At 68.0% G+C, this 24,712-nt stretch carries 27 protein-coding genes and 2 pseudogenes; 15 read left to right on the top strand and 14 right to left on the bottom strand.

What is annotated here, in order from left to right; genetic code table 11:
* Positions 1-254 precede the first annotated feature (254 nt).
* From ABZ860_RS21665 to ABZ860_RS21675, 3 genes are all read left to right on the top strand, one after another.
* Positions 255-638: an STAS domain-containing protein gene (locus ABZ860_RS21665; protein ID WP_357222701.1), complete on the top strand. Its 384-nt coding sequence runs from the start codon at positions 255-257 to the stop codon at positions 636-638.
* Between the two features lie 760 nt (positions 639-1,398).
* Positions 1,399-1,719 (top strand): GYD domain-containing protein, encoded by a 321-nt coding sequence (locus tag ABZ860_RS21670; RefSeq protein ID WP_357222703.1) that lies wholly within the window; start codon positions 1,399-1,401, stop codon positions 1,717-1,719.
* A gap of 493 nt (positions 1,720-2,212) precedes the next feature.
* Positions 2,213-2,647, top strand: a complete 435-nt coding sequence (locus tag ABZ860_RS21675; protein ID WP_357222705.1) for a glycosyltransferase — start codon at positions 2,213-2,215, stop codon at positions 2,645-2,647.
* On the opposite strand, the gene ABZ860_RS21680 is transcribed toward ABZ860_RS21675, so the two are convergent.
* The 3 genes from ABZ860_RS21680 to ABZ860_RS21690 form a co-directional block, all read right to left on the bottom strand.
* Positions 2,542-4,524 (bottom strand): amino acid transporter, encoded by a 1,983-nt coding sequence (locus ABZ860_RS21680; RefSeq protein ID WP_357222707.1) that lies wholly within the window; start codon positions 4,522-4,524, stop codon positions 2,542-2,544. The genes ABZ860_RS21675 and ABZ860_RS21680 overlap by 106 nt on opposite strands.
* A 1,047-nt stretch (positions 4,525-5,571) precedes the next feature.
* On the bottom strand, positions 5,572-5,901 hold the full coding sequence (locus ABZ860_RS21685) for a hypothetical protein (RefSeq protein ID WP_357222709.1): 330 nt from the start codon (positions 5,899-5,901) through the stop codon (positions 5,572-5,574).
* A 450-nt stretch (positions 5,902-6,351) separates the two neighbouring features.
* Positions 6,352-6,993, bottom strand: coding sequence for a carbonic anhydrase (locus ABZ860_RS21690; protein ID WP_357222711.1), 642 nt, complete (start codon positions 6,991-6,993; stop codon positions 6,352-6,354).
* A gap of 425 nt (positions 6,994-7,418) precedes the next feature.
* On the opposite strand from ABZ860_RS21690, the gene ABZ860_RS21695 reads away from it, so the two are divergent.
* Positions 7,419-7,793, top strand: coding sequence for an STAS domain-containing protein (locus tag ABZ860_RS21695; RefSeq protein WP_357222713.1), 375 nt, complete (start codon positions 7,419-7,421; stop codon positions 7,791-7,793).
* Positions 7,794-7,983: 190 nt separating this feature from the next.
* On the opposite strand, the pseudogene ABZ860_RS21700 reads toward ABZ860_RS21695, so the two are convergent.
* The 3 genes and pseudogenes from ABZ860_RS21700 to ABZ860_RS21710 form a co-directional block, all read right to left on the bottom strand.
* Positions 7,984-8,142: pseudogene (locus ABZ860_RS21700) on the bottom strand (IS630 family transposase); the annotation flags it as partial.
* A gap of 92 nt (positions 8,143-8,234) precedes the next feature.
* The gene (locus ABZ860_RS21705; RefSeq protein WP_357222715.1) at positions 8,235-8,864 is read right to left on the bottom strand and encodes a DUF2218 domain-containing protein; all 630 of its coding nucleotides are present in this window, start codon (positions 8,862-8,864) and stop codon (positions 8,235-8,237) included.
* 90 nt (positions 8,865-8,954) lie between these two features.
* Positions 8,955-9,602: a class I SAM-dependent methyltransferase gene (locus tag ABZ860_RS21710; protein WP_357222717.1), complete on the bottom strand. Its 648-nt coding sequence runs from the start codon at positions 9,600-9,602 to the stop codon at positions 8,955-8,957.
* A gap of 137 nt (positions 9,603-9,739) precedes the next feature.
* Here ABZ860_RS21710 and ABZ860_RS21715 point away from each other — a divergent pair, with 137 nt between their 5' ends.
* Positions 9,740-10,324 (top strand): TetR/AcrR family transcriptional regulator, encoded by a 585-nt coding sequence (locus ABZ860_RS21715; RefSeq protein ID WP_357222719.1) that lies wholly within the window; start codon positions 9,740-9,742, stop codon positions 10,322-10,324.
* A 32-nt stretch (positions 10,325-10,356) separates the two neighbouring features.
* Here ABZ860_RS21715 and ABZ860_RS21720 read toward each other — a convergent pair whose 3' ends face one another.
* Entirely contained in the window at positions 10,357-10,884 is a 528-nt protein-coding gene (locus ABZ860_RS21720) for a methyltransferase domain-containing protein (RefSeq protein WP_357222721.1), read from the bottom strand.
* Positions 10,885-10,921: 37 nt separating this feature from the next.
* Between ABZ860_RS21720 and ABZ860_RS21725 the strand changes: the two genes are divergently transcribed.
* Both ABZ860_RS21725 and ABZ860_RS21730 read left to right on the top strand, forming a co-directional pair.
* Positions 10,922-11,461 carry a MerR family transcriptional regulator gene (locus ABZ860_RS21725; protein ID WP_357222999.1) on the top strand — a complete coding sequence of 180 codons (540 nt, stop codon included), beginning with the start codon at positions 10,922-10,924 and terminating at the stop codon, positions 11,459-11,461.
* A gap of 377 nt (positions 11,462-11,838) precedes the next feature.
* On the top strand, positions 11,839-12,822 hold the full coding sequence (locus tag ABZ860_RS21730; protein ID WP_357222723.1) for an NlpC/P60 family protein: 984 nt from the start codon (positions 11,839-11,841) through the stop codon (positions 12,820-12,822).
* 22 nt (positions 12,823-12,844) lie between these two features.
* Here the strand turns inward: ABZ860_RS21730 and ABZ860_RS21735 are convergent, their stop codons facing one another.
* Positions 12,845-13,618 carry a methyltransferase domain-containing protein gene (locus ABZ860_RS21735; protein WP_357222725.1) on the bottom strand — a complete coding sequence of 258 codons (774 nt, stop codon included), beginning with the start codon at positions 13,616-13,618 and terminating at the stop codon, positions 12,845-12,847.
* A gap of 55 nt (positions 13,619-13,673) precedes the next feature.
* Between ABZ860_RS21735 and ABZ860_RS21740 the strand changes: the two are divergent.
* Positions 13,674-13,862, top strand: a pseudogene (locus tag ABZ860_RS21740) (MerR family transcriptional regulator); the annotation flags it as partial.
* A gap of 34 nt (positions 13,863-13,896) precedes the next feature.
* Here the strand turns inward: ABZ860_RS21740 and ABZ860_RS21745 are convergent.
* Complete coding sequence (locus ABZ860_RS21745) at positions 13,897-14,256, bottom strand: BlaI/MecI/CopY family transcriptional regulator (RefSeq protein ID WP_169983856.1); 360 nt, start codon at positions 14,254-14,256, stop codon at positions 13,897-13,899.
* A gap of 460 nt (positions 14,257-14,716) precedes the next feature.
* Between ABZ860_RS21745 and ABZ860_RS21750 the strand changes: the two genes are divergently transcribed.
* From ABZ860_RS21750 to ABZ860_RS21765, 4 genes are all read left to right on the top strand, one after another.
* The gene (locus ABZ860_RS21750; RefSeq protein WP_357222727.1) at positions 14,717-15,154 is read left to right on the top strand and encodes a DUF6153 family protein; all 438 of its coding nucleotides are present in this window, start codon (positions 14,717-14,719) and stop codon (positions 15,152-15,154) included.
* A 76-nt stretch (positions 15,155-15,230) separates the two neighbouring features.
* Positions 15,231-15,851 carry a DUF305 domain-containing protein gene (locus tag ABZ860_RS21755; RefSeq protein WP_357222729.1) on the top strand — a complete coding sequence of 207 codons (621 nt, stop codon included), beginning with the start codon at positions 15,231-15,233 and terminating at the stop codon, positions 15,849-15,851.
* 78 nt (positions 15,852-15,929) lie between these two features.
* Positions 15,930-16,865 (top strand): M56 family metallopeptidase, encoded by a 936-nt coding sequence (locus ABZ860_RS21760; protein WP_357222731.1) that lies wholly within the window; start codon positions 15,930-15,932, stop codon positions 16,863-16,865.
* Between the two features lie 351 nt (positions 16,866-17,216).
* Positions 17,217-17,756: a DUF4396 domain-containing protein gene (locus tag ABZ860_RS21765; protein WP_357222733.1), complete on the top strand. Its 540-nt coding sequence runs from the start codon at positions 17,217-17,219 to the stop codon at positions 17,754-17,756.
* 268 nt (positions 17,757-18,024) lie between these two features.
* On the opposite strand, the gene ABZ860_RS21770 is transcribed toward ABZ860_RS21765, so the two are convergent.
* A complete protein-coding gene (locus ABZ860_RS21770; RefSeq protein WP_357222736.1) occupies positions 18,025-19,470 on the bottom strand; it encodes an MFS transporter in 1,446 nt (481 codons plus the stop codon).
* Positions 19,471-19,854: 384 nt separating this feature from the next.
* Between ABZ860_RS21770 and ABZ860_RS21775 the strand changes: the two genes are divergently transcribed.
* Complete coding sequence (locus tag ABZ860_RS21775) at positions 19,855-20,310, top strand: MarR family transcriptional regulator (protein WP_357222738.1); 456 nt, start codon at positions 19,855-19,857, stop codon at positions 20,308-20,310.
* A gap of 36 nt (positions 20,311-20,346) precedes the next feature.
* Here ABZ860_RS21775 and ABZ860_RS21780 read toward each other — a convergent pair whose 3' ends face one another.
* Positions 20,347-20,727, bottom strand: a complete 381-nt coding sequence (locus ABZ860_RS21780) for a hypothetical protein (RefSeq protein WP_357222741.1) — start codon at positions 20,725-20,727, stop codon at positions 20,347-20,349.
* Between the two features lie 555 nt (positions 20,728-21,282).
* The gene (locus ABZ860_RS21785; protein WP_357222744.1) at positions 21,283-21,882 is read right to left on the bottom strand and encodes a histidine kinase dimerization/phospho-acceptor domain-containing protein; all 600 of its coding nucleotides are present in this window, start codon (positions 21,880-21,882) and stop codon (positions 21,283-21,285) included.
* Between the two features lie 156 nt (positions 21,883-22,038).
* Here ABZ860_RS21785 and ABZ860_RS21790 point away from each other — a divergent pair, with 156 nt between their 5' ends.
* Positions 22,039-22,344 (top strand): SAV_915 family protein, encoded by a 306-nt coding sequence (locus tag ABZ860_RS21790; RefSeq protein WP_357222747.1) that lies wholly within the window; start codon positions 22,039-22,041, stop codon positions 22,342-22,344.
* 289 nt (positions 22,345-22,633) lie between these two features.
* Positions 22,634-22,834, top strand: coding sequence for a hypothetical protein (locus ABZ860_RS21795; protein ID WP_357222750.1), 201 nt, complete (start codon positions 22,634-22,636; stop codon positions 22,832-22,834).
* Between the two features lie 145 nt (positions 22,835-22,979).
* Here the strand turns inward: ABZ860_RS21795 and ABZ860_RS21800 are convergent, their stop codons facing one another.
* Positions 22,980-23,141 carry a hypothetical protein gene (locus ABZ860_RS21800; protein WP_357222753.1) on the bottom strand — a complete coding sequence of 54 codons (162 nt, stop codon included), beginning with the start codon at positions 23,139-23,141 and terminating at the stop codon, positions 22,980-22,982.
* Between the two features lie 63 nt (positions 23,142-23,204).
* Positions 23,205-24,575: a hypothetical protein gene (locus ABZ860_RS21805; RefSeq protein ID WP_357222754.1), complete on the bottom strand. Its 1,371-nt coding sequence runs from the start codon at positions 24,573-24,575 to the stop codon at positions 23,205-23,207.
* Between the last annotated feature and the right edge of the window lie 137 nt (positions 24,576-24,712).

Genomic DNA, 24,712 nt, shown 5'->3' on the forward strand with positions numbered 1-24,712 from the left:
GACAAGCGCCGCACCGGCGGCATCGAGTGCTAGACGGCCCCCGCTCCTGTCTCACTGAGGAGCGGGGGCCGCATTCCTGCCAGTCTCCCAGCCGTCCGGATCCGTCAAGGCCTGCTCCAACGTCTCATGCATCTCGAACAATTGGATCAGGCCGGTCGTGTTGAGCATGCAGCGGAGAAACGCCGGCGAAGGGTCCGTGGTCTCGCCATGAGTTTCCGGGCAGGGTGGACTCCGTTCCCGAAAGGAGCAGGGCCGTGATCCCGCCCGCATCCCCCGCCTTTGACATCCACTCACGCTTTGAGCGTGAGTGGGCCATCCTCACGGTCACGGGTGACCTCGACCGCAGCACCGCCGAGCGACTCAAGAACGCCGCCAGGACGGCTTGGAAAACCGAACCCGCCGGACTCGTGCTCGATCTCGCCACAGTGTCGTTTTGCGACTCGGTCGGTCTGTCCGGTTTGGTGTATGTCCTCAGGGGCTGCCAGGCACGCGACATGGGCCTCGCCCTCGCAGGCGTCGCGCCCCGTGTTGAGCGCATTCTGTCCCTCACGCGCCTGCTGTCGGCCTTCGACCGGTTTCACTCGGTGGAAGAGGCCCTTAAGGCTGGCGAAGACGGTCAGCGATACGAGTCCCCTTGATCAGAAGAGGCTCTGCCCTCTCACGAGCGCAGAGCCTCTTTTCTTGACATGCGGGCGGGTGGTCGACGCTACATCAGCGGCGGAAACCGCCCGCCCTACGTCGTGCGAGTTCGCGGTAGCCGGCCACCAGGCCGTAGGTGATGAATCCGGCCATGATGGCCAGCGCGGCGATGAGCGTCTTTTTGATCACAGCGGCCCTCGGGTCGGCTACCAGCAGTAGCGATCAGCTACGAAGGGAGCCTATGGGGCTGTGGCCAACTGCGGCGTCTCGCCCGGTCCAAGAGCCTCTCAAGAGAGCGCGCGCACATACCTCTTGATCGGAGGTAGACGCTCCCCTGTGCGTGCCTTTCGTGAGCGTTGGGGCTTGAGGGTGGGACGCTGCATGTGACTGCCCGTTGCGGGGGCAGCGGGCGCCCGCTGGCCAGGCAAGCCTTCGCACGGTCGGATCCTGGAAAACGGCCCCGTCCTCCACGGCCCGAGGGCGAGGCCCACCTCTTTGCGTTTCCCTTGGGCCGGGGGCGAGCGTTCCTGAAGGTAGACGGCGTTTATGGCGTGCTCTCGGCACCTTCGTTGTTTGGACCTGACTGCTCGGTGCATAGCGTCGAGAGCGAGTCCGATAAGGTCCCTCTACGGTACAGAAGGTCACCGAGTTCATCTCGCAACCAGGGCCTTCAACGGACCGGCGGAGGCCCGTTCGTCCATGGCAGCGGGCCTTCCGTATTCGCGACCGTTCCCGGAGGCCAGGGAAGGGACGAATCCCATGCCCAAGTACCTGATCCAGGCCACCTACACCGAAGAGGGCCTCAAGGGGGTGCTCCGCGAGGGAGGCACCGCGCGACGCCAAGTCGTGGACCGCATCGCGGACAGCCTCGGGGGCCATGTCGAGCAGATGTACTTCGCCTTCGGCGAGACCGATGTCTACGTCGTGGCCGACCTGCCCAGCAACGCGGCCTGCGCCGCCTGGGGCTTCACTGCCTCGGCATCTGGTGGACTGCGGACGAAGACCGTTGTCCTCTTGACGCCGGAAGAGATCGACGAGGCTACCAAGCAGCAGGTGCAATACCAGGCTCCCGGCGCATGACCTGCCTGCGCCTCCGGAGGTTCGCGCAAGGGTAATCACATCCGGAATGCACTGGAAGGGTGACCATATGCAGCTCACTACTCCGGTCAAGAAAATCACTACTTCTAAGCCGTTTTGTGCCCTCGCAGGTGTCGGCCCCTACGCCGTCGCCAAGGCCAACGAGGTCTACGAGGACCTGGCTGTCCGTGGCCGAAGGGTCGTCAGCAAGGCGAGCCGCGGGGCTGCGGAGGAGTTCGAGGAGACCGCGCACGAATTGGAAGACATCTCCAGGTCCGCTCAGCAAGCACAGGACAGAGAGAGGGAGGCTGCTCTATCGGTGCCTCCCACTCCGGAACCTCCCGCTCCACAGCCTTCGCGGCCGCAGGCGACTGCGGAGCGGAAGACCGCTCGGGTCAGCAGGACGACCCCAACGGGGTGACGCACGGCCGTCGCGCACCACTTCTGAAAGTGCCAAGGGGGGCGGGCCTCGCCCGCCCCCTTCTAACGGGCCCTGATGCTTGCCCTCCCGCGCTGCTGGCAGATCTCCTCCGCGAGCTTCTCACAGGGATGGGCCCCGGCCACGTACGCCACCACCTCCCTCAGCGGGCCCGCGCACCGTGGTCACGGGCAACCCCATCCGCCCCCGCTCCTGCACGGAATCCCTGCCCGGGCGCATGAGAGGTACGGCCTGGCCCCGGATCTGCCGCTCGTCTACGTGACCGGCGGCGTCCAGGGGAGCCGGCAGATCAACATCCTGATCGAGCAGATCCTGCCCGCGCTGCTTACCCGCGCCCAGGTGCTCCACCAGTGTGGGCAGGGAGATGCGCTGCTCGTGGAGGTCACTCAGCCGCCGACGTGGATGCCTGGGCGGCGGGCGGGCTGGGGTTCGCTTTTGCGGATGATCTCACGGACGACCGGGGGTGTGTCTCCCCTGCCGAGCAGGAGATAACGGAACAGGTGTGTTAGGGGGCTGCCCTCCGACCATTCGAAGTAGCAGTGCGGTCGCACGCCGGTGACGTCACGTAGGGCGAGCAGGATCGCGGCGATGGCGTTGGGGGCAGCGGGACTGGCCGCGCGCAGCACCCGGTGGCCGTCGACCTGGACACCATGGACCTGCAGCACGTTGCTGAACTCCGACGGGTCGATGACGTCGATCTCCAGGAACAACACGTCGGCTGCTCCCGGGACGGGGTTCATACCGCGCTGCTCGCTCTCCTTGGCGGCGTACTCGGCCGCATCGCCGCTCTGACGGCGGTTGGCGATGAGGTTCAGCGCGCCGTCGTGGGCGAGCGAATCGGTGACGAAGCGGCGGGCGGCCTCGTCGAACTCGATCCGCTCGGCGCGCAACTCCGTGGTGCGAGAGATCCGCGACACCAGAGAGATGACGATGATGGCCAGGATGAACAGGGCGGAGATGGCGATGCCGTCCGGCTTCTCTCGGATGTTCTCCACCAGCGCGTACAGCAGCACCAAGGTCAGCACGGTGAAGCCGAAAGCGGCGGGGCGCTGCCGCTTGGCGATGGCGGAGATGGTGACCGCGACCGCACCGGAGACCATCATCGCCAAGATGCCGGTCGCGTACGCGCCGGCCTGGGCGTTGACGTCGGCGCCGAAGGCGAGGGTGAGCGCGATGCAGATCAGCGTGTAGACAACGACGACTGGGCGTACGGCCCGACCCCATTCGGGGGCCATGCCGTAGCCGGGCAGGTAGCGGGGCACGATATTGATCAGCCCCGCCATCGCGGAGGCACCGGCGAACCACAGGATGAGGATGGTGCTGATGTCGTATGCGGTGCCGAAAGTCTCACCCAGATGCTGGTGGGCGAGGTAGGCCATCGCGCGGCCGTTGGCCTGGCCGCCGGGGCGGAACTGCTCGGCCGGGATGAGGACCGTGGTCACGAAGCTGGTAGCGATCAGGTAGACGCTCATGATGAGCGCCGCCGCGGTGAGCAGCTTGCGGGTGTTGCGGACGCGCGAGGCCAGGCGCTGCTCGGCGTCCTCGCCCTCGGCGGCCACCAGCGGCATCATGCTGACCCCCGTCTCGAATCCGGACAGGCCGAGCACCAGCAGCGGAAAGGCCAGCACAGCTGGGCCGAGGAGCCCGGTGAAGCCGCCGCCCCCGTTCAGCAGCCCGTCCGTCCATCGCGACAGGGCCTCGGGCTCGGCCGCGACGTCGGCGATCCCGACGGCGACGACGACGGCGTTCAGCAGCAGGAACAGCGCCACCAGCGGGATGGCCACGCCGACCGCCTCACTGAAGCCGAGCAGGAACACCCCGCCGAGCACCACCAGCAGCACCACGGTCAGCACGACCTCGTGGCCGTGCAGAAAGCTCGGGAAAAAGGGGTTCTCCACCACGTGCACGGACGCGTCGGCCGCCGACAGCGTGATCGTGATGATCCACGACGTGGCCACGAACCCCAGCAGGACCAGCACGAACAGCTTGCCCCGCCAGAACGGCAGCAGCCGCTCCAGCATCGCCACCGAGCCCTGACCGTGCGGGCTTTCCCTGGCCACCCGCCGATACATCGGTAGCATGCCCAGCAGCGTCAGCGCCACGATGAGCAGCGTGGCCAGCGGGGACAGCGCGCCGGCCGCCAGCGCCGCGATACCGGGCAGGTAGGCCAGCGTGGAGAAGTAGTCCACCCCCGTTAAGCACATCACCTTCCACCAGGTCTGAGGCTTGGCGTGCCCTTCGGCCGTCTCCGGCCCGACCGGCTGGACCCGGTGCTCCAGCAGCCACCGCCCCACCCGCCCGGTCGGCTCGGGCGCACGCGCCGGAGTTTCGACCACCGCCGGAACGACGAACTCACCCGCGCCGCTCATCCGCCCACTCCCACCGCATTCAGGCCACGACCCTCGACAGGTCTTCGAACCGCCCAAGGGTAAAGCCTGCGATCACCAGCCCCAAGAACGTACCCCGCCCAGACATTGCGGGTCCGCCCTGGTTCGGACTGCCCCGCTGTCCCCGTGGGCAGTCCCCATGATTGCTGTGCACTCCGGCGTCCGGTTCCTCGCTCGATACCCGTGTGACTACGCCGCGCCTACCCCGCTCGTCCCGCCGATCGCTGCCGTCCTGGCGACTACCTGACCGGTGGGTTTTGCCTGTCTGTGGTGGCTGACGCACCGTCGATCAGCTGCGGCGGCGCGCCGTCGGGTCACGGCTCTGTTGCCAGCGAGCCAGAGCCTCCGGAGAGACGCGGGTCGTCGCCGTCATGACATGGCCGCTGACACGACACCGCGGCATCCCTGATCGCCGTCGAGACCTCCGCCGGCCTGGCGCGCCGCCCGACGCGCCGCGGCGGAGCAGGCCAGGGCCGCCCGCGTCTATGGGGAGGCGCGAGCTACCGCCGGCCGGGACCGATCCCCCTTCAGGAGATGCCCCACAGAGAGGTCCGAGTAGGCGATCGACCGCCTCGTTCCCGTGCGCCCGAAACAGCCCGGCACCTGCCTCCGCTATCGCCCCGGCCGCCAACGGCCACGGCTGCTCGTCGCCGAGCCGACCCGCAGATCAACTCATGAGCAGTGCTACCTGCAGCATCTGCGCGAGCGACAAGAACCCGGACGCGGTCAGCAAGGTCGGGGTGCCCAGGGCCACGGCCACCATCGCGGTCGGCGCCAACCGGACGGCGACTCACGGCGGCAGGGTTCGGGAGATCCACGGACCAAGAAGGCCGAGCACGAGATTGGCCACCAGCGGCGACCACCAGCCACGCCACCGCTCACTCGTCAGCGCTGCGGTGGACCGTCGATGCGCCACCGCGGGACCTCACCAGGAGTCCGCGGCCGACCGGTCAGGTTCCAGCGCCGCCGACCGGTATGTGTCGGCGGCGTCCGGTTGAGTGTGGCGGCATGATTGTCCGGAGGAGCGGTTCAGCCCTGCTGTTGGTTCAAGGTCTTCTCAAGGGTTTGTAGCGCCGCGACACACTGTGCCTGGGTCGGGTCGCCGGCGCGCAGCGCGGTCAGCGCCCCGTCGATCGCGTCGTCCAAGGCGTGCCAGTCCTGCGGAGAGCGGGGTTTGAGGCCTGCCTCTGCGGCGTCCCAGGCCACCTCGGCTACTCCGCGCCGCGCTTCTTCCTGCCCGTCTACGCCCTGCTGGCCCTGCCCGTCGCCACCCTGGCCGGCCGTACGGTGCGAGCCGTCCGCCCGGTCCCCGCCCGTGCCGCCGTCGCCGGCGTCCTCGCCGCGCTGCTCGTCGTACACCTGACGGTGCAGTACACGGTCCTCCAGAAGACGGCCGCCGGCGTACGAGCCACCGCTACCGCTACCGAGCCGTCGCCGACGGCCTGCACCGCCTCGGCCTGCACCCGCCCTGCCTGGTCACCGGCAGCCACTCCCAGCCGATCGGCTACTACGCCGGCTGCGCCTCCGCCGACGTCAGCGGCAACACCCGCAACATCACCGAAGCCGCCCTGCTGCGCCGTGCCGACACCGAGCCCACCGCGGCCCTCGCCAGAACACGCTCCGGACCTCCCGGCTACGCCCAGGCCTGGACCGCCCACCGGCTCCGGGGCACCGGGTACACCGCCTACCTGCCTTTTAACCCCCCACCAGCACCCAGCCGGACCAGCGTCCGGCCCCTGAACACGTGCGAGGCGCAGTTCAGGCCGTAGCCGCGGTGACGTTGGTGGGCAACGGCTGGAGGAGCTCCGGTCACGATGCGGAACCGGCGGTGACTTCGAGGCCGCGGGCTGCCACCACTTGAGCGCTGCCGTCGGCCAGGCGGTAGCACAGGCCCACGACGGCGGCCTGGCCCGCGCCGACTCGTTCGGCGAGCACTCGAGAGCGGTCCAGCAGCAGGTCGACCGTGTGCCTCACGTGCTCGGCGAGGATCTCGTCGGCCTCCACACGACCTGCGGCCCGCGCCGCGAGCACACTGGGGGTCACTCGCTCGACGACGTCCCGGACGTACCCGGACGGCACCATCCCGTCCTCCAGAGCGGCGCACGCGGCGCCCACCGCGCCGCACGAGTCATGGCCGAGGACCACCACCAGCGGGCAGTCCAGCACATCCACCCCGTACTCGATGCTGCCCAGCACCTCCGTACCCATCACGTGGCCTGCGGTGCGCACCACGAACAGGTCACCCAGGCCACGATCGAAGATGATCTCGGCGGCCAACCGGGAGTCAGAGCATCCGAACAGGACGGCGAACGGGCGCTGGCCCGGTGCGATCTCGGTGCGGCGTGTCGCGTCCTGGTTCGGGTGCTCCGGGGCGCCGGCAACGAAGCGGTGGTTACCGGCGAGCAACAGCTCGAAGGCTTCCTTGGGAGTCGGAGACGTGATCTCAGCCATGGCCGCAGCCTAGGCCAAGCCCCCTGGCTGCCGCGCTGCGTGGTCTCCCCAGCGCCTGCTGAGGGTTCGTCGTCACTCCAGGCGCCGCGCAAATCTCGGTTTCGACAGCGATCCTCAGCACACGACGAAGCCGGTCGGCCCGGTACGCCCAACCCTCGGCACCGCCCCTCCCGTTTGAGGTTGACGGAAGGGGCATCTATTGCGCTGCGGTCCCGACAGGCGAATGTTGACGGCTTGGAGTGGAGCCGTTCGGGTCTTCTTGTCGGTACGCCGCTTGGCTGTGCACTGGCCCTGCTCGATGGCACAGGTGGATTTCCGCTGGGGTGCTCCACTCGGGGACGCGCATCTGATCGGTTTGATCACGCCCCTGATGGTAAGAAGAGAGCTCACCTGCCCTGATCCTCGCAGGTATGAGGAGCTCGCCCGTGGCATCCAATCCAGGGCTGATCTCAACTGTCACCGTCGGTCGGGACGCCGGTGTCACTGTGGTTCGTGCCGCCGGTCAGCTGACGGATGTGTCGGCTCCGTTGCTGCGCACCCAGGCAGGGCGGCTCGTGGACGCCTCGGTGCTGATCGTGGACATGACGGATGTCGTCTTCTGCGATTCCGCCGGGCTGACTGAGTGGGTGGGCCTGTGGCGGCGTGGCCGCAGTGCGCGCACCCGGCTGCTGCTGGCCGGGGCCGGGCCGCACTTGACCCAGGTGCTGAAACTGACCGGCTTGGACGCCATCTTCGAGATCCATCCGCAGGTGGCTGCGGCCCTGCGGGCCGCCGGGCAGCCATCTACGCCCGCCGTCTGATCGTTCACGCGCTTGCGCTCGCGTACGCCCCTGCGCCGCGCGTTGTCCCGTTGCGGGATCGTCAATCGGTCCGGGTGCGCAGGCTCCGGGCCAGGGTGGTGATCATCCCGGTCGCAGGGACGAGGTGTAGCCCGAGGAGGGCGGTGGTGGTGGCGGTGTTCGCCGCAGCTCGTCGAGCAGCCGGTCCGGGTAGGCGAGCGATGACCGGGACGGTGTTCCCGCCCGCGGAGGCCAGCAGCATCATCGCCCGCCGGTACCGCACCGAACTGGTGCTCCCTCGCCGCACGATCTGCTGGAGTTTTTGGCCCTCCTGGTGCGTAAGTCTGCGTACTCTGACCGGTTCTGCCACCGCGCCTCCTTGCGCCGGTCGGGACATGTACGCCACATCCGATCGGCGCCGAGATCTACACGCGAACCCGGTGATCTTCTCCGGTCACAGCACTAGCCGTCCCAACCTTGATTGGAGGTTCTGACACCTTCGCGGCGGCGGATCCGGAAGCGAGCCCACGTGATCAGCGCGATTTTCAGCACGATAAGCGCTACGACGATGTTGACAGCGGCGGTGGTCCAGCGCGATTCCGCTACTACCGTGCCGGCCACGCCGACGTGCAGACCGATGACCAGGAGGATGGCCAGCGCCACGAGGATGGTCTGGAGGTTGGACCGTGAAATCGCTCGCCGTGGCGAGGCTGTGGTCGCGCCGGTGTGCCGGACCGGGCCGTCCGGGGTCTCCTGCCGCTGCCAGGTCACGGTCACCGGCTCGCGACGGCTGAACCGCTCGAAGTCGCGGGTGACGATGTCGCGCATCTGGGCCAGGCCCTCCTCATCGGGGGCGTCGATGCGAACCGTGAGGGTGCCGGCGTCGGCGGTGAGCGTACATTCGCCCCATGGGGTGAAGGTGACGGTTCCGCTGGTGTCCGACCACTCGGCGGCCACCTGCACGTCACGGCGGGCCGTCGGTGCGTGCGGATGCATCCGGGCGATGTGGCCGCCGCTACCCATGGCGGTCGCGTGCTTGCAGAACTGGACGATGTAGCGCCCGGCCCGTTCGGTCTGGATCTGAGCGTGCAAGATTGGCATCGGGAAGCTTCCTTGCTCGTCTGTCGTGGAGGAAATCCGGCCCTGGTCTGATCCCGGGTGAGGCGCCGGAATAGGCGAGGATCAGATCCGCGTGAGGGCGATGAGCCACGCCGGGATGCCGTCCTCGTCGCTCAGGCTGTCGAGGGTGGTCTCCTCGATCGACTCCACGCGCCATCCTTCGGCGAAGCAGGCGGTGACGTCCTCGCGCACCAGGTGCCGCGGCCCCGACTCGCTCTGCGGGCCGCGGAAGCACAGGACGAAGTAGCGGCCGCCCGACGGCACCACCGCCCGCAGCCCCTGTAGGTAGGCGACGCGGTCCTGTTCGTCGTCGAGGACGTGGACCAGCAGCCCGCTGTCCAACACGGTGTCGAAGGACTCCTCGAGCTCGGCCAGCCGCCTGACATCGTGACGGAGGAACCGGGCGTTCAGGCCCCGCTCGTGTGCCTTGCGTTCCGCGGCGTCGATCGCGGCGCCGGCGATGTCGACGCCGGTGGCGTCAAGGCCGTTGGCCGCGCACATCAGCACGTGTTCGCCCGTCCCGCAGCCGACGTCCAGGACTCGGCCGGAGATGGCGCCGGACGTGGCGAGAGCGAGGAATGCCGGCTGGGGGCGACCGATATCCCATCGCGGCCCACGGGCGTAGATCTCCTCCCAGTTCGGGCGCTCGGTGTCCAGGCTGTTTGTGGTGCCGATGGCGTCGTGGTGCCGACCGGTGGCCGCGTTCCGCATGCGAGTGTCCGTTCTTCCTCTTCGAAATGACGCCTCGCGGGTGTCCGGGAGGTCGTAGTGAGATCGAATTTATCGATACACTCTGTCTACGGCAATGGCATTGTGGCGCGCAAGAGGACAGCCTGTATGATCCGGATGTGCCCAAGCTGTGGACCGAGACGATCGACGCGCATCGCGCAGCGGTTCGGGACGCCGCCCTCAACGCCATGGCTGCGCTGGTGGCTGAGCGCGGGCTGGTCTCGCTGACGATGTCGCAGATCGCCGAGCGCGCCGGCGTCGGGCGCGCGACGCTGTACAAGTACTTCCCCGACGCCCAGGCCGTCCTCACCGCGTGGCACGAACGCCAGATCAACGCACATCTCGACCAGCTCACCGCGGCGGCACAGCCGACCCAGCCTGCCGTCGTACGTCTGCGAGCCGCCCTTCAGACCTTCGCGCAGATCCAGTACCACTCGGCGCGCCACCATGGCAGTGAGCTCGCCGCACTACTGCATCGCAGCGAACACGTCGACCGCGCGCAGCAGCGGTTACGGGAGTTCATGCAGAACCTGATCGCCGAGGCCGCCCGGGACGGGGATCTTCGTGACGACGTGGCGGCCGAGGAGCTGGCCTGCTACTGCCTGCACGCCCTCACCGCGGCCGGCGCGGTCGACAGCCATGAGGCGGTCCACCGCCTGGTCGCCGTCACCTTGGCCGGGCTGGGCGCTCAGCGTCGGCCGTAATCCGCCGGGCGGTCGAACGGCAGGTGCACCATTCAGGCACTCCGCCGGGCGGTGAAGACGGTGAGCTTCGTCAGCTCCTGGCGCTCTACCAGCGGGAAGACCCGCTCCAGCGCGTGGCGAATTCGATTGAGTTTCTGTGAGGGCAGGGAGTTCTTCCTGGCGATCGCAGAAGGCGCCCTTCCGCCATGCCAGGCGATCAGCAGGATGCCGCCCGGCCGGAGGATCCGGTGGAGCTCGCGCACACCCGCGTCGAGGTCCGGCCACATGGCTACATTGTTGAGCGACACGACCCGGTCGAAGCTCTGGTCAGCCTGGGCGGTGTCATCCGCGGTGCCGGGCTCCAGCCGCACCCGGCCGCGCGAGAGGGCTGCCGCGTTATGCCGCGACGCCATGGCCAGCATCTCGGCGGACGGATCGACGCCGCAGATCGCCTGCGCCGAGGTCTCCAGGTCCAGCGCGCGGATCAGCGCGCCCGGTCCACAGCCAACCTCGCAGACGTGGTCGCCTTTCTGCACGTCGAGGAGTCCGAGCAATTCCCCCGGATCGCTCAGCCGCAGCATCAGCCACCCCGCTATCCGCCCTGGAAGACCGGTGGGCATGGCGAACGGGGACCGAACCGGGCCGTCGAAGGCCCAGGACGAGATCGATGGCGTCCTCATGCCGACCAGGCTCTCGGTTCAAGCGGCCTTGAAGTCAAATGGAGCCATGGAGTCCATCCCTATCGGTGAGGCCGCCGGTCGCTTCGGCCTCAACCCATCCACACTGCGCTACTACGAAGAACGCGGTCTGGTACGGCCGGGCGGGCGCGAACGCGGGCGTCGGATGTACGGGCCGGAGGAGCTGCGCCGCCTTGCCTTCGTGCATTTGGCCAAGCGGCTGGGCATTTCCCTGGATGTGGCGGCCGCGGTACTCGATCAGCCCCGGGAACGATGGCGGCACGACACGAGCCGGCAGATACAGCGGCTGGACGACCTGATCGTACGGGCTCGGGCGGCGCGCGAGTTCCTTACGTACACGCTCGACTGCCCTGCCGAGCATCCCGCCTGTGAATGCCCCCACCTGCTCGCGGTGCTGGACGAGCTGGTCGGGGGCACCCCCTTCGACCGCCTCGTGGCGAGCCTGTCCGAGGGTCGGTAGGCCCGATCCGGCAGGCCCGTGGCGGAGCGTCACGGGCCTGCCGGTAAAGGGGCCGCTCGAAGCGGGGCAGGCGCACCCAGTCGCTGACGACGAATCTCTTGAACCGAAGAGATGCGGCAGACGAATCTCCTATTGGAGATAGGTGAACCGAGGACGATGCCGCTGCTTCCTGCGCGCACCTGTGTTCACCGGTCTGGACTGATGCGTCCCGCATTGGATGCGTAAGTGACACATGTCTACTAAGGTGCGTCGTAGTTCGGCCCGGCCTCAGGAAGAGGACTCGGACGTGCCGGACGTCGCGGACCGCGGCCAGCGGGCCATGAAGCGGTCACGCAGGTCCGAGACGTGCCTCGCGACAGGTGAAAGAGCGGAGAAGCGTGGGACGTAAGCCTGAGGCGCCGCTTTCGCACATCCTTTTACGGCTAGCCGGGGCGCTGGCCGCTGTCGCCGGAATGCTGATGCCCTCGGTCGTCCTTGCTGCGCCGAAGCCGACCCCGAAGGAGCTCAAGGCTCAACTCGCCCGCCTGAACGAGCAGGCGGAGAAGCTCACCGAGCAGTACAACGGCCGGCGCGTGGAGCTGGCCGCGGCGAAGCGTGAGTCGCGGCGGCTGAACACCGAGGCCGCACGGATCGAGCAGCGATACGCGCAGGTACGGGAGGCTACCCGTGCGCTCGCCAACACGAGTTACATGAATGGGTCCCTCGCTTCACCCTCCCTCGCCATGGCCGGAGGAGACCCCCGGGCAGTATTGTCCGCCGCCTCGCTCACTGCGCAGTTCTCTCAGCAGTGGGGGATGCAGTTGAAGGACGCGCTGCGACTGCAGGACCAGGTCGAGCAGGCACGTGAGCGCGCGAACGCGCACAAGAAGCAGCTCGGAAACCTGGTGAGCGACCTGGCAGGGAAGAAGCAGCGCATCGAGAAACTCATCGAAGAGGTGAAGGCCAAGATTGAGCAACTCGGCCCGCCTCCCGTCGCCGACCTGCCGACGGTGTCCGTCGAGGGCCAGGGCAAAGCCGCCGAGGCCGCGCGATGGGCGGTCAGTCAGGTCGGCAAGCCCTACGTGTGGGGAGCCGCCGGCCCGAACAGCTTCGACTGTTCAGGCCTGATGTTGTGGGCGTACTCGAAGGTCGGGATCAACCTGCCCCACTACACGGGAGCCCAGTGGCAGTTGGGGACACGCGTCCCCAGCATGGACCAGCTTCAGGTGGGGGACATCGTCTTCTTCTATTCCGACCTTCACCACAACGGCATGTACGTCGGCGACGGCATGATGGTTCACGCCCCGCAGACGGGAGACGTGGTGAAGATCGTCAGCATCAAGACGCGCCCCTTCATGGGCGGCGTACGGCTGGTCTCTTGAACGTCACCGGTAGCCGTTCTCGTCAGGGGCGGCCTGCCGAGCCGAGGAACAGCGGTATCGCAAGGAAGAGCCGCCCCGCCTTGGCCCGCCTATCCTGCTCGGCGATCCACATGTCGGCCTGCTCTCGGTCGAGCGCGCCGGCCGCGCAGGCTCCCTCGGCGATGCCCGAGAGCATCGGCAGCATGGCGGCGTCGGTGAAGATGCCGGTGCGGACCTCTATCGACACGTCCTCGAAGCCGGCGTCGAGCAGGAGATTGCGGTAGCGGCGAGCGGCGCGAGGATTCGGAACCGTGTCCGCGCGTGCCTGGACGATGGTGCGGGTGATCGCGGGAGTGTCCGAGTCGATGATGAAGCTCTCCCAGTCCTGGCCGATCAGGGCGATTCGCCCGCCGGGTGTGAGCACGCGGAACGCTTCACTGAGCGCTTTCGCCGGGTCGTCGAGCTCGTGGTACACCTTGTCGGCGCGGTAAGCCGCCACAGAGCCGTCCGGCAGGGACAGCTCGTAGGCGTCGCCCACCCTCAGGTCCAGATCCGGCCGGCGTCGACGGCCCTCATCGATCATCTGCACGCTCGCGTCGATGCCGAGGGCTTGGGCGCCACGCTCGTTCATCTCCGCCACGGCGCGGCCGGTACCGCACCCGACGTCGACCGCTGGGATTCCGGGGGCGATGTGAAGTAGTTCGTAGGTTCGGGCACGGAGGGCTGCCGCGCCAGGGGATGCGTCGGCTGCGTCGAGCAGCCGGATGAGCCGGTTGAGATCTTCGGCTGGCACACGGGGCATCTCGTCGTCGGACATGCGCCCCACCATGCGACTTGATGTCGACATGAAGTCAAACTCGAACCCTCCGGCGATGAGCATCGGACAGGTGGCGGAACACTTCGGCCTGGCCACGCATGTCCTGCGCCACTGGGAGGCCGTCGGCCTGCTGGAGCCGGCGCGGATCGAAGGCGATCGCCGCCGGTATGGTCCCCATGACCTCTACCGGATCGCGGTCGTCCTGCGGGCGAAGGAAGCTGGGTTCGGGCTCGACGACATCCGGGAGATGATCGCGGCCAGGGAGCCGTGGGCGGAGATCAGTTCGGGGGGACGATTTTCAACGCCTGCCGAAGCGCCTCCGCCTCCGTGGGGGTCAGCTCGGCGAGGAAGTGGACGAACGCCGCCGCCTGGTTGTTGCTCGTCGCCAGCGCTCCGCGCATCAGACGAGCCGTGTACGCCTCGCGCGAGGCCACGGCCTCGTAACTGTAGGCGCGGCCCTCCAACCGACGGCGCAGCCAGCCCTTGCCGTGCAGGGTGTCCATCACCGTCATCACCGTGGTGTAGGCGATGTCGCGGCTCTTCTGGAGCTCGGTCAGCACCTCGCGTACGGACACAGGCCGGCCGAGAGCCCAGACGCAGTCCATCACCGCGGCCTCGAGCTTGCCGAACTCGCGCACGTCTCCTCCGCCTTCGTCCTTCCTAGGTAAGGTAGTAGATCAGGCCTGGCGCGACAAAGCGGTCACCGAGTCTGGACCCCCATCGTAGGCAGTGGCAGTCGATCAACCACTGTCCCCGGGATGCCGCGACGGGATCAGCGGTGTCTCCCCAGCGCTCACGATCACACTATCCCTGTTTTCCCCCGCGAACCTTCGACCTGCCGCCCGATCCCGATTCCGCGTAAAGCGGGGTGGCAGTTCAAGGCGTACGTGGCAACCGCGCTGTCGGATGTCTCCCGGCCCTGTCCTCCAGTCGGCATCATGGCTCGCCTCTGCTGCCTCCGGCCTCGGTGGACGATCATGGTTGAACATCACCGATGGCCCGGCACTGGTATCGCCGGAGGCCATCATGGTCACTAGTCCGGATAGTAGTGAGTGCTTAGGAAGGCATTGCCAGGTGGTGCGGGAAGCGCCTGGATCGATGGGTAATGTGTCCACTGTGACGACGGACGGTGTGGCGTGCAGGCTCGCTCCACTGAGCGGGCTGCTCCTGCTTGCCGCCGTCCTGTGCGGTCTACTGGCCATGCACGGACTGCAGCCCTCACCTGGGCCTCTTCCCACTCCCAGCGTCCTGGCCCTGCACTCCGCCCAAACCGATCATTCGGCGATGCCGATGGCCGGAACGCGCGACCGGCACGGCGACACGCCCGGCTCTCCCCACCAGGGTCACGGCGGCGGCCAGGTCTGTCTCGCCCTCCTCCTGGCCGGGTCGGTCCTACTACTTCTCCTCGTCATAGTGGGTGCAGGCCGCTTCGGTGCCCCGCCAAGTCGGCTCTTCTTGCAGTCGTTCCTCCCCCGCGGGCCCACCGCCCGTCCCAGAGGTCCGACCCTCGCGCAACTCTGTGTGATCCGGGTGTAGAAGGCGCACTCGACGGCCTGCCTCGCCGTCGAGCCCCAGCGACCTGCCTGTACCTACACACGGAGAGTGTTCACCCATGAAGCGTCTTGCCGTTCCCGCCGCCCTGCTCGGAGCCGGCCTGCTGGTCAATGCCTGCGGCTCCACGGACACCGCCGCCCACGACATGTCCGCCACGTCGTCGATGTCCGCGATGCCTGCCGAATCACCGGCTCCTGCCACCAGCCCGGCCGCGTACCACAACGACCGGGACATATGGTTCGCGCAGATGATGATCCCGCACCACCGCCAGGCCCTTGAGATGGCGAAGCTGGCCGAGGACCGCGCCGCCGGCGGCAAGGTCAAGGAGCTGGCCAAGCAGATCGAGGCCGCCCAGGATCCTGAGATCCAGACGATGACCGGCTGGCTCGAAAGCTGGGGTGTTCAGGTTCCCGACGAGGACGGCATGCCAATGGACCATATGGACCACGGCATGCCCGGCATGATGTCCGGCGAGGACATGAAGAAGCTCGAAGGACTCAAGGGCGCCGCCTTTGACAAGGCGTTCCTGACGATGATGATCCAGCACCATGAGGGCGCCATCACCATGGCCAAGGAGGAGCAGGGAGCCGGCGTCTACGAACCGGCCAAGCAGATGGCCGACGCCATCATCGCCGGCCAGTCCGCGGAGATCAGCACCATGAGGAAGCTCCTGCAGTAGGACTCCCGGCGGGTGGGCGACGGTGGCCGTCGCCCACCCGTTCCTCGGATCCCAGGCGCGAGAAGGTGAGAACTGGGAATGATCGCCGCAATCATCGCCTTGGCCGGATGCGTGTTCCTGCTCGGGCACCTCGCGGGCCCCATGCTGCTGCGCGCGCGATGGTCCGCGGGGTTGCCCGGCACCGCCGTAGCACTGTGGACCGCCGCTCTCGCCGGCACCACGCTGGCCCTGACCGGGCTGACCGCTATCGCACTCGTCTGGCCCTCCACTCCCGGTCACCGGCTCGTCGACTGGCTCGCCGACTGCCTGCCGGAGGACGGCCATGCCATATCCCCGGTGGCGGCACTCGGGACAGTTCTGCTCCTCGCGGCGGGGATCACCTCCCTCAGCCTGGCCGTGCCCAGGGTGGTCCGGACCGTCCGGGAACGCCGCGAGCACCGGCAGATGCTCGACGTGGTCGCGGGGGATCTCGCCGGGACACCGGACGTCCGCGTGCTCGAGCACCCCATGCCGATGATCTACTGCCTGCCGGCGCGAGAACGGCCCATCGTCGTGACCACAGGCGCGCTCGACCGGCTCGGCCCGGCCGAGATGGAGGCGGTGCTGGCCCACGAGCGCGCGCACCTGCGGCAGCGGCACCACCTGGTCCTGATGCTGGCCGACGCACTGCGCGCCGCGGTTCCCTGGCTCGGCACGCTACGGCTCGCGCACACCACCCTGCCCGGCCTGCTGGAACTGGCCGCCGACGATCAGGCGGCGCACCACCACGGAAGGGCTCCACTCATCGGTGCGCTACAGAAGCTCTCAGTCGCGTCGTGCTCCGTGGGTGCCCTGGCCGTCAACCCCGCCACCACGCACATCGCCAGGCTGAGAATCGCCCGGCTGACCTCTCCGCAGACGCCTCCACTGCTGCCTCACGTCAGATCCCTGTCGTGGTTCGCCGTCGCCGCCGCGGTCGGCGTCCCCGCCGTACTGGTGACCCTGGGCATGATGATGCTGCCGCTTCCTTGCTGAGTGTCTTCGGCAGGCATGCCATGACCTTCCCATTCGTCCCAAGGTGATCCCGAATGCCCGCGAGATGAGGATTGCCCGCCGGGCGGATCCGCAGCAGCACCGACAACAGCGCCACATGGACGGACGGCGCACAACTACAGGGCAGCGGCCAGACCTTCTCCGAGGCCTACAGGCCCTTCCGCGCCTGACAGCCCCTGCGACCGCGCTTCGTCGGCACTCATCTGCCGCCCGGCGTCGAGTTCCGGCGTGTCGCTTCGCCGGGTGCCGCTCATCGCAATGCTTGCCAGATACCCCCTAGGGGTATTAACCTCGGACGAGTAACGAGGCCCACCTACATGTGCCGGAGTCGTCATGACCGAGCAGCACCACCACGACCAGATGGAGCATGAGCACGGCGAGCACCCGCCGACTCTGGATCACGCAGCCCATTCGCATCACAGCGCCGTCGGAACGAAAGCGTCCTGGCGGACGGCCGCGTCCGCGACGCTGCACTGCCTGACCGGGTGCGCCATCGGTGAAGTCCTGGGATTGGTGATTTCCACCGCGCTCGGCTGGACCACCGGCCCGTCCGTCGCCTTGGCCGTCGTGCTCGCCTTCTTCTTCGGCTATCTGCTGACCCTGCTCCCCCTCCGTAGGGCTGGAGTGGGCTGGGCCGGCGCGATCAAGTTGGCGCTGGCGGCCGATACCGTTTCCATCATCGTCATGGAGATCGTGGACAACGGCGTCATGATCGCCATCCCAGGCGCCATGGCCGCTACTTTGACGTCCGCGCTGTTCTGGGGCGCCCTGGCGCTTTCCCTGCTCGTCGCCTTCTTGGTCACCACGCCGATCAACAAGTGGATCATTGGCAAGGGCAAGGGACACGCCGTCGTCCACGCCTACCACCACTGAGCTGCGGTGCGCGCGGAGTGTTCGGTCAGGCCGCGGTCATGGGCCCCCGGATGTTGTCTCGGTGTCCATCACCTGCTGCCCCGCGAGGACAGGTGTGCACCGAGGCCGCCGGCGATGGCGGTGCGCGGCGGAATCCCGGCCCTTGCGCCGGCGGGCCGGCGCCTCGGGCGAGACGCCGGCAGGGCGAGCGCCCTCCCCCCGCCCTCCCCCCGCCGGCCGCCCGCCGTACGGCTTTCGCGGGCCGTGACCACGGCTGAAGCCCAGGTCCTCAGTGCGCGTGCGGCCCTGCGACGTGGTGTGGTCTGCCGCGTGGGACCAGGACCAGGGTGACGAGGGCGCCGAGGGCGGCGCTGACGGCGCACACCGTGAAGGCCGTTCCGAAGCCGGTGATCGTGCCGGTCTCGATACCGGCGGCTGCGATGGTGGAGACGACGGCGACGCCGACCGACCCGCCGACCTCGTGGAAGGTGTTGACCACGCCGGATGCAAGGCCGGCCTCCTGATGAGAGATGTAGCCGAGCGCGGAGGTGGTGGCCGCGACGAACACCGCGCCGAGACCGGCGGCAGCCACGGCGAAGCCGGGGACCAGGACCGCCCAGACGTCGGCCTCGGCGGACAAGCCGGTGAGCAGCCAGGAGCCGACGGCGGCGAGCGCCAACCCCGCGGCGGCGATCGGACGGCTGCCTGTGCGCCCGACGAGACGGCTGCCGACGTGCGCACCGATTCCGGTGGCCACCGCGACGGGCAGGAACATGAGGCCGGTGCCGAGGGCGGTGTAACCGCGTGCGTGCTGCAGGTAGACGGAACCGAGGAAGAAGAAGCCGATCAGCAACGCGCTGGCGACCAGCATGAGGAAGGCACCCGCGAGAACGGGACGCCGTGTGAGCATGCGAACGTCCATCAGCGGCGCGCGAACCCGCCCTTCGACGATGGCGAACCCGGCGTACAGCGCCAGGGCGGCGATCAATGCCACGAGCGTCGCCGTCCCGCCCCAGCCGGCGTCGCCCGCTTTGACCAGTCCGTAGATGAGGGAGGCGGTCGCCCCGGTGACCAGCAGCGCCCCGAGTAGATCGATCCGGCCCCGCTGAGCCTGGCGTGCCGGGGCCGGGACGGTGAACGGCAGGGCGACCAGCACCACGACGCCGACAGGGACGTTGATGAAGAACACCCATTCCCAGCCGGGGCCGGCCGTGATCGCGCCGCCCAGGATGACTCCCGCCGCCGATCCGACGCCGCCCAGAGCGGCCCAGACGCCCAGCGCCTTGTTGCGCTCGGCGCCGTGGAAGGTGGTGGTGACGATGGACAGCGCCGCCGGCGAGAGCAGGGCCGCTCCGACTCCCTGCGCGACACGACCGGCGATCAGCACCGGTCCGCTCGCGGCCAGGCCCGTCCCAAGGGACGCGAGGGTGAAGACGGCGAGACCGGCCAGCAGGGTCCGTCGAGCGCCGAGCCCGTCCGCGAGCCGGCCGCCCAGCAGCATCAGCCCTCCGAAGCAGAGGGTGTAGGCGGTGACCACCCACGTGAGCGTTTCGCGGTCCAAGTGAAGGTCGGCGCTCATGCTGGGCAGCGCGACGTTCACGACGGTGACGTCGAGGATCAGCATGAACTGGGCCAGGCACACCAACGCGAGGGCCGCCCAGCGGCGCCTGTCAGGTGGGGCCTCGGGATGTGCCTGCACGGCGTGCGGATGGTGAGCAGAGACGGGATGGCTCACGAGCGACCTCCGGAAGGGGACGTGAAGGCTGCACGACGAACCCAAGCGCAGCGGATAAGTCGAGCAGTTATGTACGGGTTAGCGCGGCTCAATCACGAGGGTGGGCGGGACAACCATGGCGACTCCCGGCTCGAGGTCGGGCGGCGTGGGCGCGACGTCCGGCGCGAACCTGGGTGCAGATCACCCCGAGCAGGAACAGCGGGCCTCCGGTCCACCCGGTCACAGCCGAGAGCCGCCGCAGTGAGCGGACCACTTGGCGATCCCGCATGTCCCGCGGTATCTGCGGAACTGCCACGATTCCACCCCCCCTGCATGAGAGTTGTACGATGCAACTCTTAAGAGAGGGTAGCGATCAGAGTTGTACGTTGCAACTATGGAGGATCTGTGCAGCAGGAACCGACACCCGACGGCCTGGAAGCGCTCCTGATGGAGCTGGTCATCGAGATGGGCCTTCAGCGGGGCGACGCACTGGTGCCGGATCTGGCGATGACTCTCTCCGAAGGACTGGCCCTCCTGGAGATCCGGCACACCGGCCCGGTGCCGCAGCAGCACATCGCCGACCGTCTACGCCTGGAGAAGAGCAGCGTCAGCCGCCTTGTCGCGGGGCTGGAGCGCAAGGGCTGGCTCGTCCGGGAACGCGATCAGGCGAACCGTCGCTACTACCGCCTCATGCTGAGTGACGCCGGTCGTGCCGTCGTGGCACGAATGTCAACGCACCTGCACGAGCGTCACGGCCAGGTGCTCATGAGGCTTTCGGGCGCCGAACGCTCCGCTCTGGCCGTGGCGCTGCCCGCTCTCACCCGTGCTCTGCGTGAGACCACCGCCGCAGCGGCCACGTGAGGAGCTCGCTGGTCACGATGCCGGACGTGGCATCCATCAGTTCCGAAGCACCACCACAGGCGTGGGGACGACGGATAACGGCGGCAGGTCGGGAACGGAGAGTCGGCCGATCGACAGCCGGCCGGGCCTGGCCGCTTCCTCCGCTCCGTTAAGGGTCAGGAACAGCGGCAGCCCCACGGCCAGGCCCAGCGCCGACAGGATCGCAAGACACACCGTGCTCGGATCGAACGGCGAGTGGGAGCCGGCGTTGTGCGTGGACGAGTCGCTGCCGGAGGAGCTGTGATGCGGGGTGGCAAGCCCAGCGTCGGCCGTATGCGTTGTCATGGCCGCCGACATCGACATCGCGCCGGAGTCATCGTGCTCATGCCCGAGCGTGTGCATGGCGGCCACGCCTGTCACGAGGATCATCAGCAGCATCGCGCGGAGAAGCGCTGCTACTGGTCCCCGGGCCGCCATCATGTCCTCCAGGGTCGATAACTCCTACCAGCGATAGTAGTGCCCCTTGTGTCCGGCGACGGTTCCTTTTCCTCGGAACGCAACTCGAGCCGGCTCCACGCTGCCGAAGAGGCGATATCGAAGGGGAACGTCAGACGACCTCGCTCCACGGCAGCCCCCAGCGTGGTGTCGATACCGCTTGAACTGGCCGACCACTTGCTTGACCCGCAAGCGCCTGATCAACGAATTAGGACAGACGGGTCGTTTTGCTACCAGATGTCACAGAGCACTTCTACTAAGAGTGACAGTAGGCTCAATTGATTACTAAATAGCCAGAATGTCTGTTTGTGGACTTTCGGAGAGGTAATCAATGAGTCGCCTGGAGTGGTCACTTCACGTCTACGAGTGGCATTTCCATGCGCATTGAATTCTCGGTAATCCATCAGGGAGACAATGAGATGCTTGTATTCCGTAACATCATCGCCGGCATCGCGGCCAGCACCGCTATGGCCGGCAGTGCTGTCTGCCTGGGCGCTCTCACCTACGCCGGTCCCGCCAGTGCCATGACCGTACACAGCTCCGGCAGCTGTCAGTGCAGCGGCAGCCAGTCCGGCAGCTGTCAATGTGCCGATTGCGGCTGCGATGGTTGCGAGTTCGACGACTGACTCGTCGCGGCCAGGTGACCTTCAGATAGCCCCTGCAAATGGGGGCGAAAGGTTGCCCCTGAAGGTGAAGGAGGGCTCCGGCGAGCCACGGCTCGCCGGAGCCGCACTCGCATCGAATCTTTTCGATCACGCCACGAGCAAAGTCGAATCCGAACTCGCCGCCTCCCCCATCGCGCAACTCTCCCCGCGGCCCGAGGTCGTCGATCGATCGGGGCACGATCTCCTCCAGCGCCACCGGCTGAAGCGACAGTCCGAGCACTCCGGCCTGCAGCCGGCTCATGTCGAGAGGGTTCGCGACGAGGCGGTCGAGCTTGTAGAGCGACTCGTCCGCCGTGGCGAGCAGCTCCTCGCGATCGTCCGCAGACCAGTCGACGTCGGTGGTGGCGCCCAGGCTCTCCACGGCCGCACGCGCCGTTGCGAGCGGGGTGCGCAGGTCGTGGCTGACGGCGGCCAGCAAAGCGGTGCACATCATGTCCGCCTCCGCCAGTGGTTTGGCCTTCTCGGCCTCTCACGCAGACGCTCCTGTCGCCCGAAGACACGCCCCGGCTCGCGGCGATCCATCAACATCGCGTCAGCTTTCCGCGGCGCGGCGTCCGGATTCCGTAGCGATGGCGTTCCCGCTGGTCGCGTGGACTCTAACGTCGCCTTCGTAGAGTCCTCTGGAAGGCATGACATGCTCGAAGATCCGTTATATGTGCCGGTTCGCCGCAGTTCGTTCTCCCTGGCGCTACGCCTGTTCCGGACGGCCGCGGGCAAGCGGACGGCCGTGGCCTTCACCTCACCGCTCCAACTGATGAAGGTGCTGGGCAGCGACCAGAGCTGGATCCGCCTGAGTGAGCCCGCGCTGCGGAGCATGATCAATGAACTCGGCGTGATCGGCATCGTGATCGACCCCGCCGGCACGATGAGCCGGCCGATCTCCAGGACCGCGTGATGTGCATCCTCCGACAGAACCTCACCGACCACGATGACCGATTCGTGGAGCCGCCGACGGCCGGGAACCCGCTTTCCAGCGGACAGGAGCACCCCTGCGGTCTCCGGCGCGACCTCGACCGGCAGGACCTGCGGTACGGCGAGGAACGAGCCGCGGAAACGGCACCGGAGCGACACGCGTCAAGCCCTCGTAGGGATAGCGACGGAAGGCGTCAAGGTCGCGTATTGATCAGCCGGAACGGCCCTGGAAGTGGCGGATGATTGGGGCGTTTCCCCTGGTAGGAGGACTGATGTCCGCGACGCTCACCCCTACCGCGACCTCCGCGGCGAAGGAGCCCCCTGATAGCGGCGAAAAGCACCGGCTGTCAGTGATCGGCGGTCTTGCCGCTCTTTCCCTGGACCCGTTGGCCTCGGTGGCGTACGGCCCCGAGGCGATCGTCATCGTCCTGCCGGCGGCGCGGGGCTGGGGTTCACCATCCCGGTCACCCTGACCATCGCCGGGCTGCTGGGCGTGCTGACCTTCTCCTATCGTCAGGTCATCGCCGCCTTTCCCGAGGGCGGCGGCGCGTAAGGCGTGGCGAAGACCTATCTCGGACGCAGGGCGGCGCTGGTCGCCGGGGCGAGCCTGATCGTCGACTACGTGCTCAACGTGGCCGTCTCGGTGGCCGCGGGGGTCGCGGCGCTCACCTCCGCGTTCCCCGAGCTCCTGCCGTTCACGGTCTTGTTGTGTCTCGGCGTGCTCGCCCTCGTCACCGCGATCAACCTGCGCGGCATCGCGCACAGCGCGCGGGCGTTCATCGGCTTCGTCGAGGACTGGCAGCGCTGGGATCCCGGCGTGGAGCTTGTGCAGGTGTCCGGCGCTCACCGACGCCTCGACGAGCCCCTGGTGGAATACCTCAGAAACGTCCCCGAGCCACACGTCTTCGTCCCGATCGCCGAAGTCGAACCCAGCGCGCATGGCAGCGGCTGTTGCAGAACCAGCGCGGCGCCGTCCTCGCCCCGGCGTTGCGCTGCCACACCGACACGGTTGTCTGCCGCATGCGCTTCCGGCTGGGTTCGCCGACGGCCGACCCGGTCGTCGCCACGCGTTGAGGCCTTACGTTGAGAGGCGGTGACCAGCACTACTAGCCGACGTGGACGTGGGGTCTGCGCTCGAGGTCCGGCTCCGCCTTGCGCAGCACCTCCCGGGTGAGCGGGGGCACGTCGCCGCCGCCGAACACCAGGTAGCGCAGCATGGCGAGCACCGGGTTCCCCTCGGCCCAGTGGAAGTAGATGTGCGGCACCGCACCGGTGCGGTCGCGGAGGTGGAGCAGGAGCGCGGCCAGCGAGTTCGGCACGGCCGAGCTCTCGATCCGCAGGATCTTGTACCCGTAGCGCTCCTCGCCCCGGACGTGCAGTCGTGACGAAGCTGGAGAAGATCAGGAAGACGCTCATGACGAGCGCGGCCACGGTGAGCAGCCGCTTGGTCCCCTTGATCCGCTGCCGTACGTCGCCCCTGACCATCGGCATCACGGCGACGCCGGTCTCGAAGCCCGACATGCCCAGCGCGAGCTTCGGCATGACCAGCAGCGACAGACCGATCATGGCCAGCGGGCCGCTGTAGCCGGCGTCCAGTGCGTGCGTCCAGTCGACGACCACCTGGGGTGCCTGAAGTACGTGGACGATCGAGGTGACCACGACGACGGCGTTGAGCGCGAGGTAGACGAGGACGAGGATCACCGCGATGCCGATCGCCTCGGTGAAGCCCATCAGGAACACCCCGCCGAGCAGGGCCAGCAGGAACAGTGTGACGGGCACCCGCTGCCCCTCGAGCCAGTGCGGCGCGAACGGGTTCTCCAGGATGTGCGCGGTGGCGTCGGCGGCCGACAGCGTCATGGTGATGACGAAATCGGTGGCCGCGAAGCCGAGCAGGGCCAGGACGAACAGCTTGCCCCACCACTGCGGCGCCAGCTTCTCCAGCATCGCGATCGAGCCCTGGCCGTACGGGCTCTCGGCGGCCACCCGGCGGTAGACCGGCAGCGCGCCCAGCAGCGTGAGCGCGACCAGGAAGACCGTGGCGAGCGGAGACAGGAACCCGGCCGCGAGCGCCGCGATCCCCGGCTGGTAGCCGAGCGTGGAGAAATAGTCCACACCCGTCAGGCACATCACCCGCCACCACGGGTGCTTCGCGTGCGGCCCGTGCTCGATCTCCTTGCGATCGGTCTGGAGACCCTCCAGCAACCAGGCGCGCACCGGACCTGTCGGCGTGGCGACAGAACGCCCCAACGGTGACCGGCCGCTCCTCACAGGCAGCCGAGGTCCCCTGGTCCACGCCGGGGGCAGCCCTGGAGTGTGGCGCATGTCAATCGGGCGTCAGATTCGGCGGGCCC

This window comes from Microbispora sp. NPDC046973 (genome assembly GCF_040644495.1).
In the GTDB taxonomy this organism is placed as follows: domain Bacteria; phylum Actinomycetota; class Actinomycetes; order Streptosporangiales; family Streptosporangiaceae; genus Microbispora.

What these genes read in the sequence shown, in the direction of transcription:
- ABZ860_RS21670 (WP_357222703.1), top strand. Translation starts at nt 1,399, where the DNA reads ATGCCCAAGTACCTGATCCAGGCCACCTACACCGAAGAGGGCCTCAAG.
- ABZ860_RS21675 (WP_357222705.1), top strand. Translation starts at nt 2,213, where the DNA reads ATGCTTGCCCTCCCGCGCTGCTGGCAGATCTCCTCCGCGAGCTTCTCA.
- ABZ860_RS21680 (WP_357222707.1), bottom strand. Translation starts at nt 4,524, where the DNA reads ATGAGCGGCGCGGGTGAGTTCGTCGTTCCGGCGGTGGTCGAAACTCCG.
- ABZ860_RS21690 (WP_357222711.1), bottom strand. Translation starts at nt 6,993, where the DNA reads ATGGCTGAGATCACGTCTCCGACTCCCAAGGAAGCCTTCGAGCTGTTG.
- ABZ860_RS21710 (WP_357222717.1), bottom strand. Translation starts at nt 9,602, where the DNA reads ATGCGGAACGCGGCCACCGGTCGGCACCACGACGCCATCGGCACCACA.
- ABZ860_RS21720 (WP_357222721.1), bottom strand. Translation starts at nt 10,884, where the DNA reads ATGCTGCGGCTGAGCGATCCGGGGGAATTGCTCGGACTCCTCGACGTG.
- ABZ860_RS21725 (WP_357222999.1), top strand. Translation starts at nt 10,922, where the DNA reads ATGGCGAACGGGGACCGAACCGGGCCGTCGAAGGCCCAGGACGAGATC.
- ABZ860_RS21735 (WP_357222725.1), bottom strand. Translation starts at nt 13,618, where the DNA reads ATGTCCGACGACGAGATGCCCCGTGTGCCAGCCGAAGATCTCAACCGG.
- ABZ860_RS21750 (WP_357222727.1), top strand. Translation starts at nt 14,717, where the DNA reads ATGGGTAATGTGTCCACTGTGACGACGGACGGTGTGGCGTGCAGGCTC.
- ABZ860_RS21755 (WP_357222729.1), top strand. Translation starts at nt 15,231, where the DNA reads ATGAAGCGTCTTGCCGTTCCCGCCGCCCTGCTCGGAGCCGGCCTGCTG.
- ABZ860_RS21760 (WP_357222731.1), top strand. Translation starts at nt 15,930, where the DNA reads ATGATCGCCGCAATCATCGCCTTGGCCGGATGCGTGTTCCTGCTCGGG.
- ABZ860_RS21765 (WP_357222733.1), top strand. Translation starts at nt 17,217, where the DNA reads ATGACCGAGCAGCACCACCACGACCAGATGGAGCATGAGCACGGCGAG.
- ABZ860_RS21780 (WP_357222741.1), bottom strand. Translation starts at nt 20,727, where the DNA reads ATGCTGCTGATGATCCTCGTGACAGGCGTGGCCGCCATGCACACGCTC.
- ABZ860_RS21785 (WP_357222744.1), bottom strand. Translation starts at nt 21,882, where the DNA reads ATGATGTGCACCGCTTTGCTGGCCGCCGTCAGCCACGACCTGCGCACC.
- ABZ860_RS21795 (WP_357222750.1), top strand. Translation starts at nt 22,634, where the DNA reads ATGTCCGCGACGCTCACCCCTACCGCGACCTCCGCGGCGAAGGAGCCC.
- ABZ860_RS21800 (WP_357222753.1), bottom strand. Translation starts at nt 23,141, where the DNA reads ATGAACGCCCGCGCGCTGTGCGCGATGCCGCGCAGGTTGATCGCGGTG.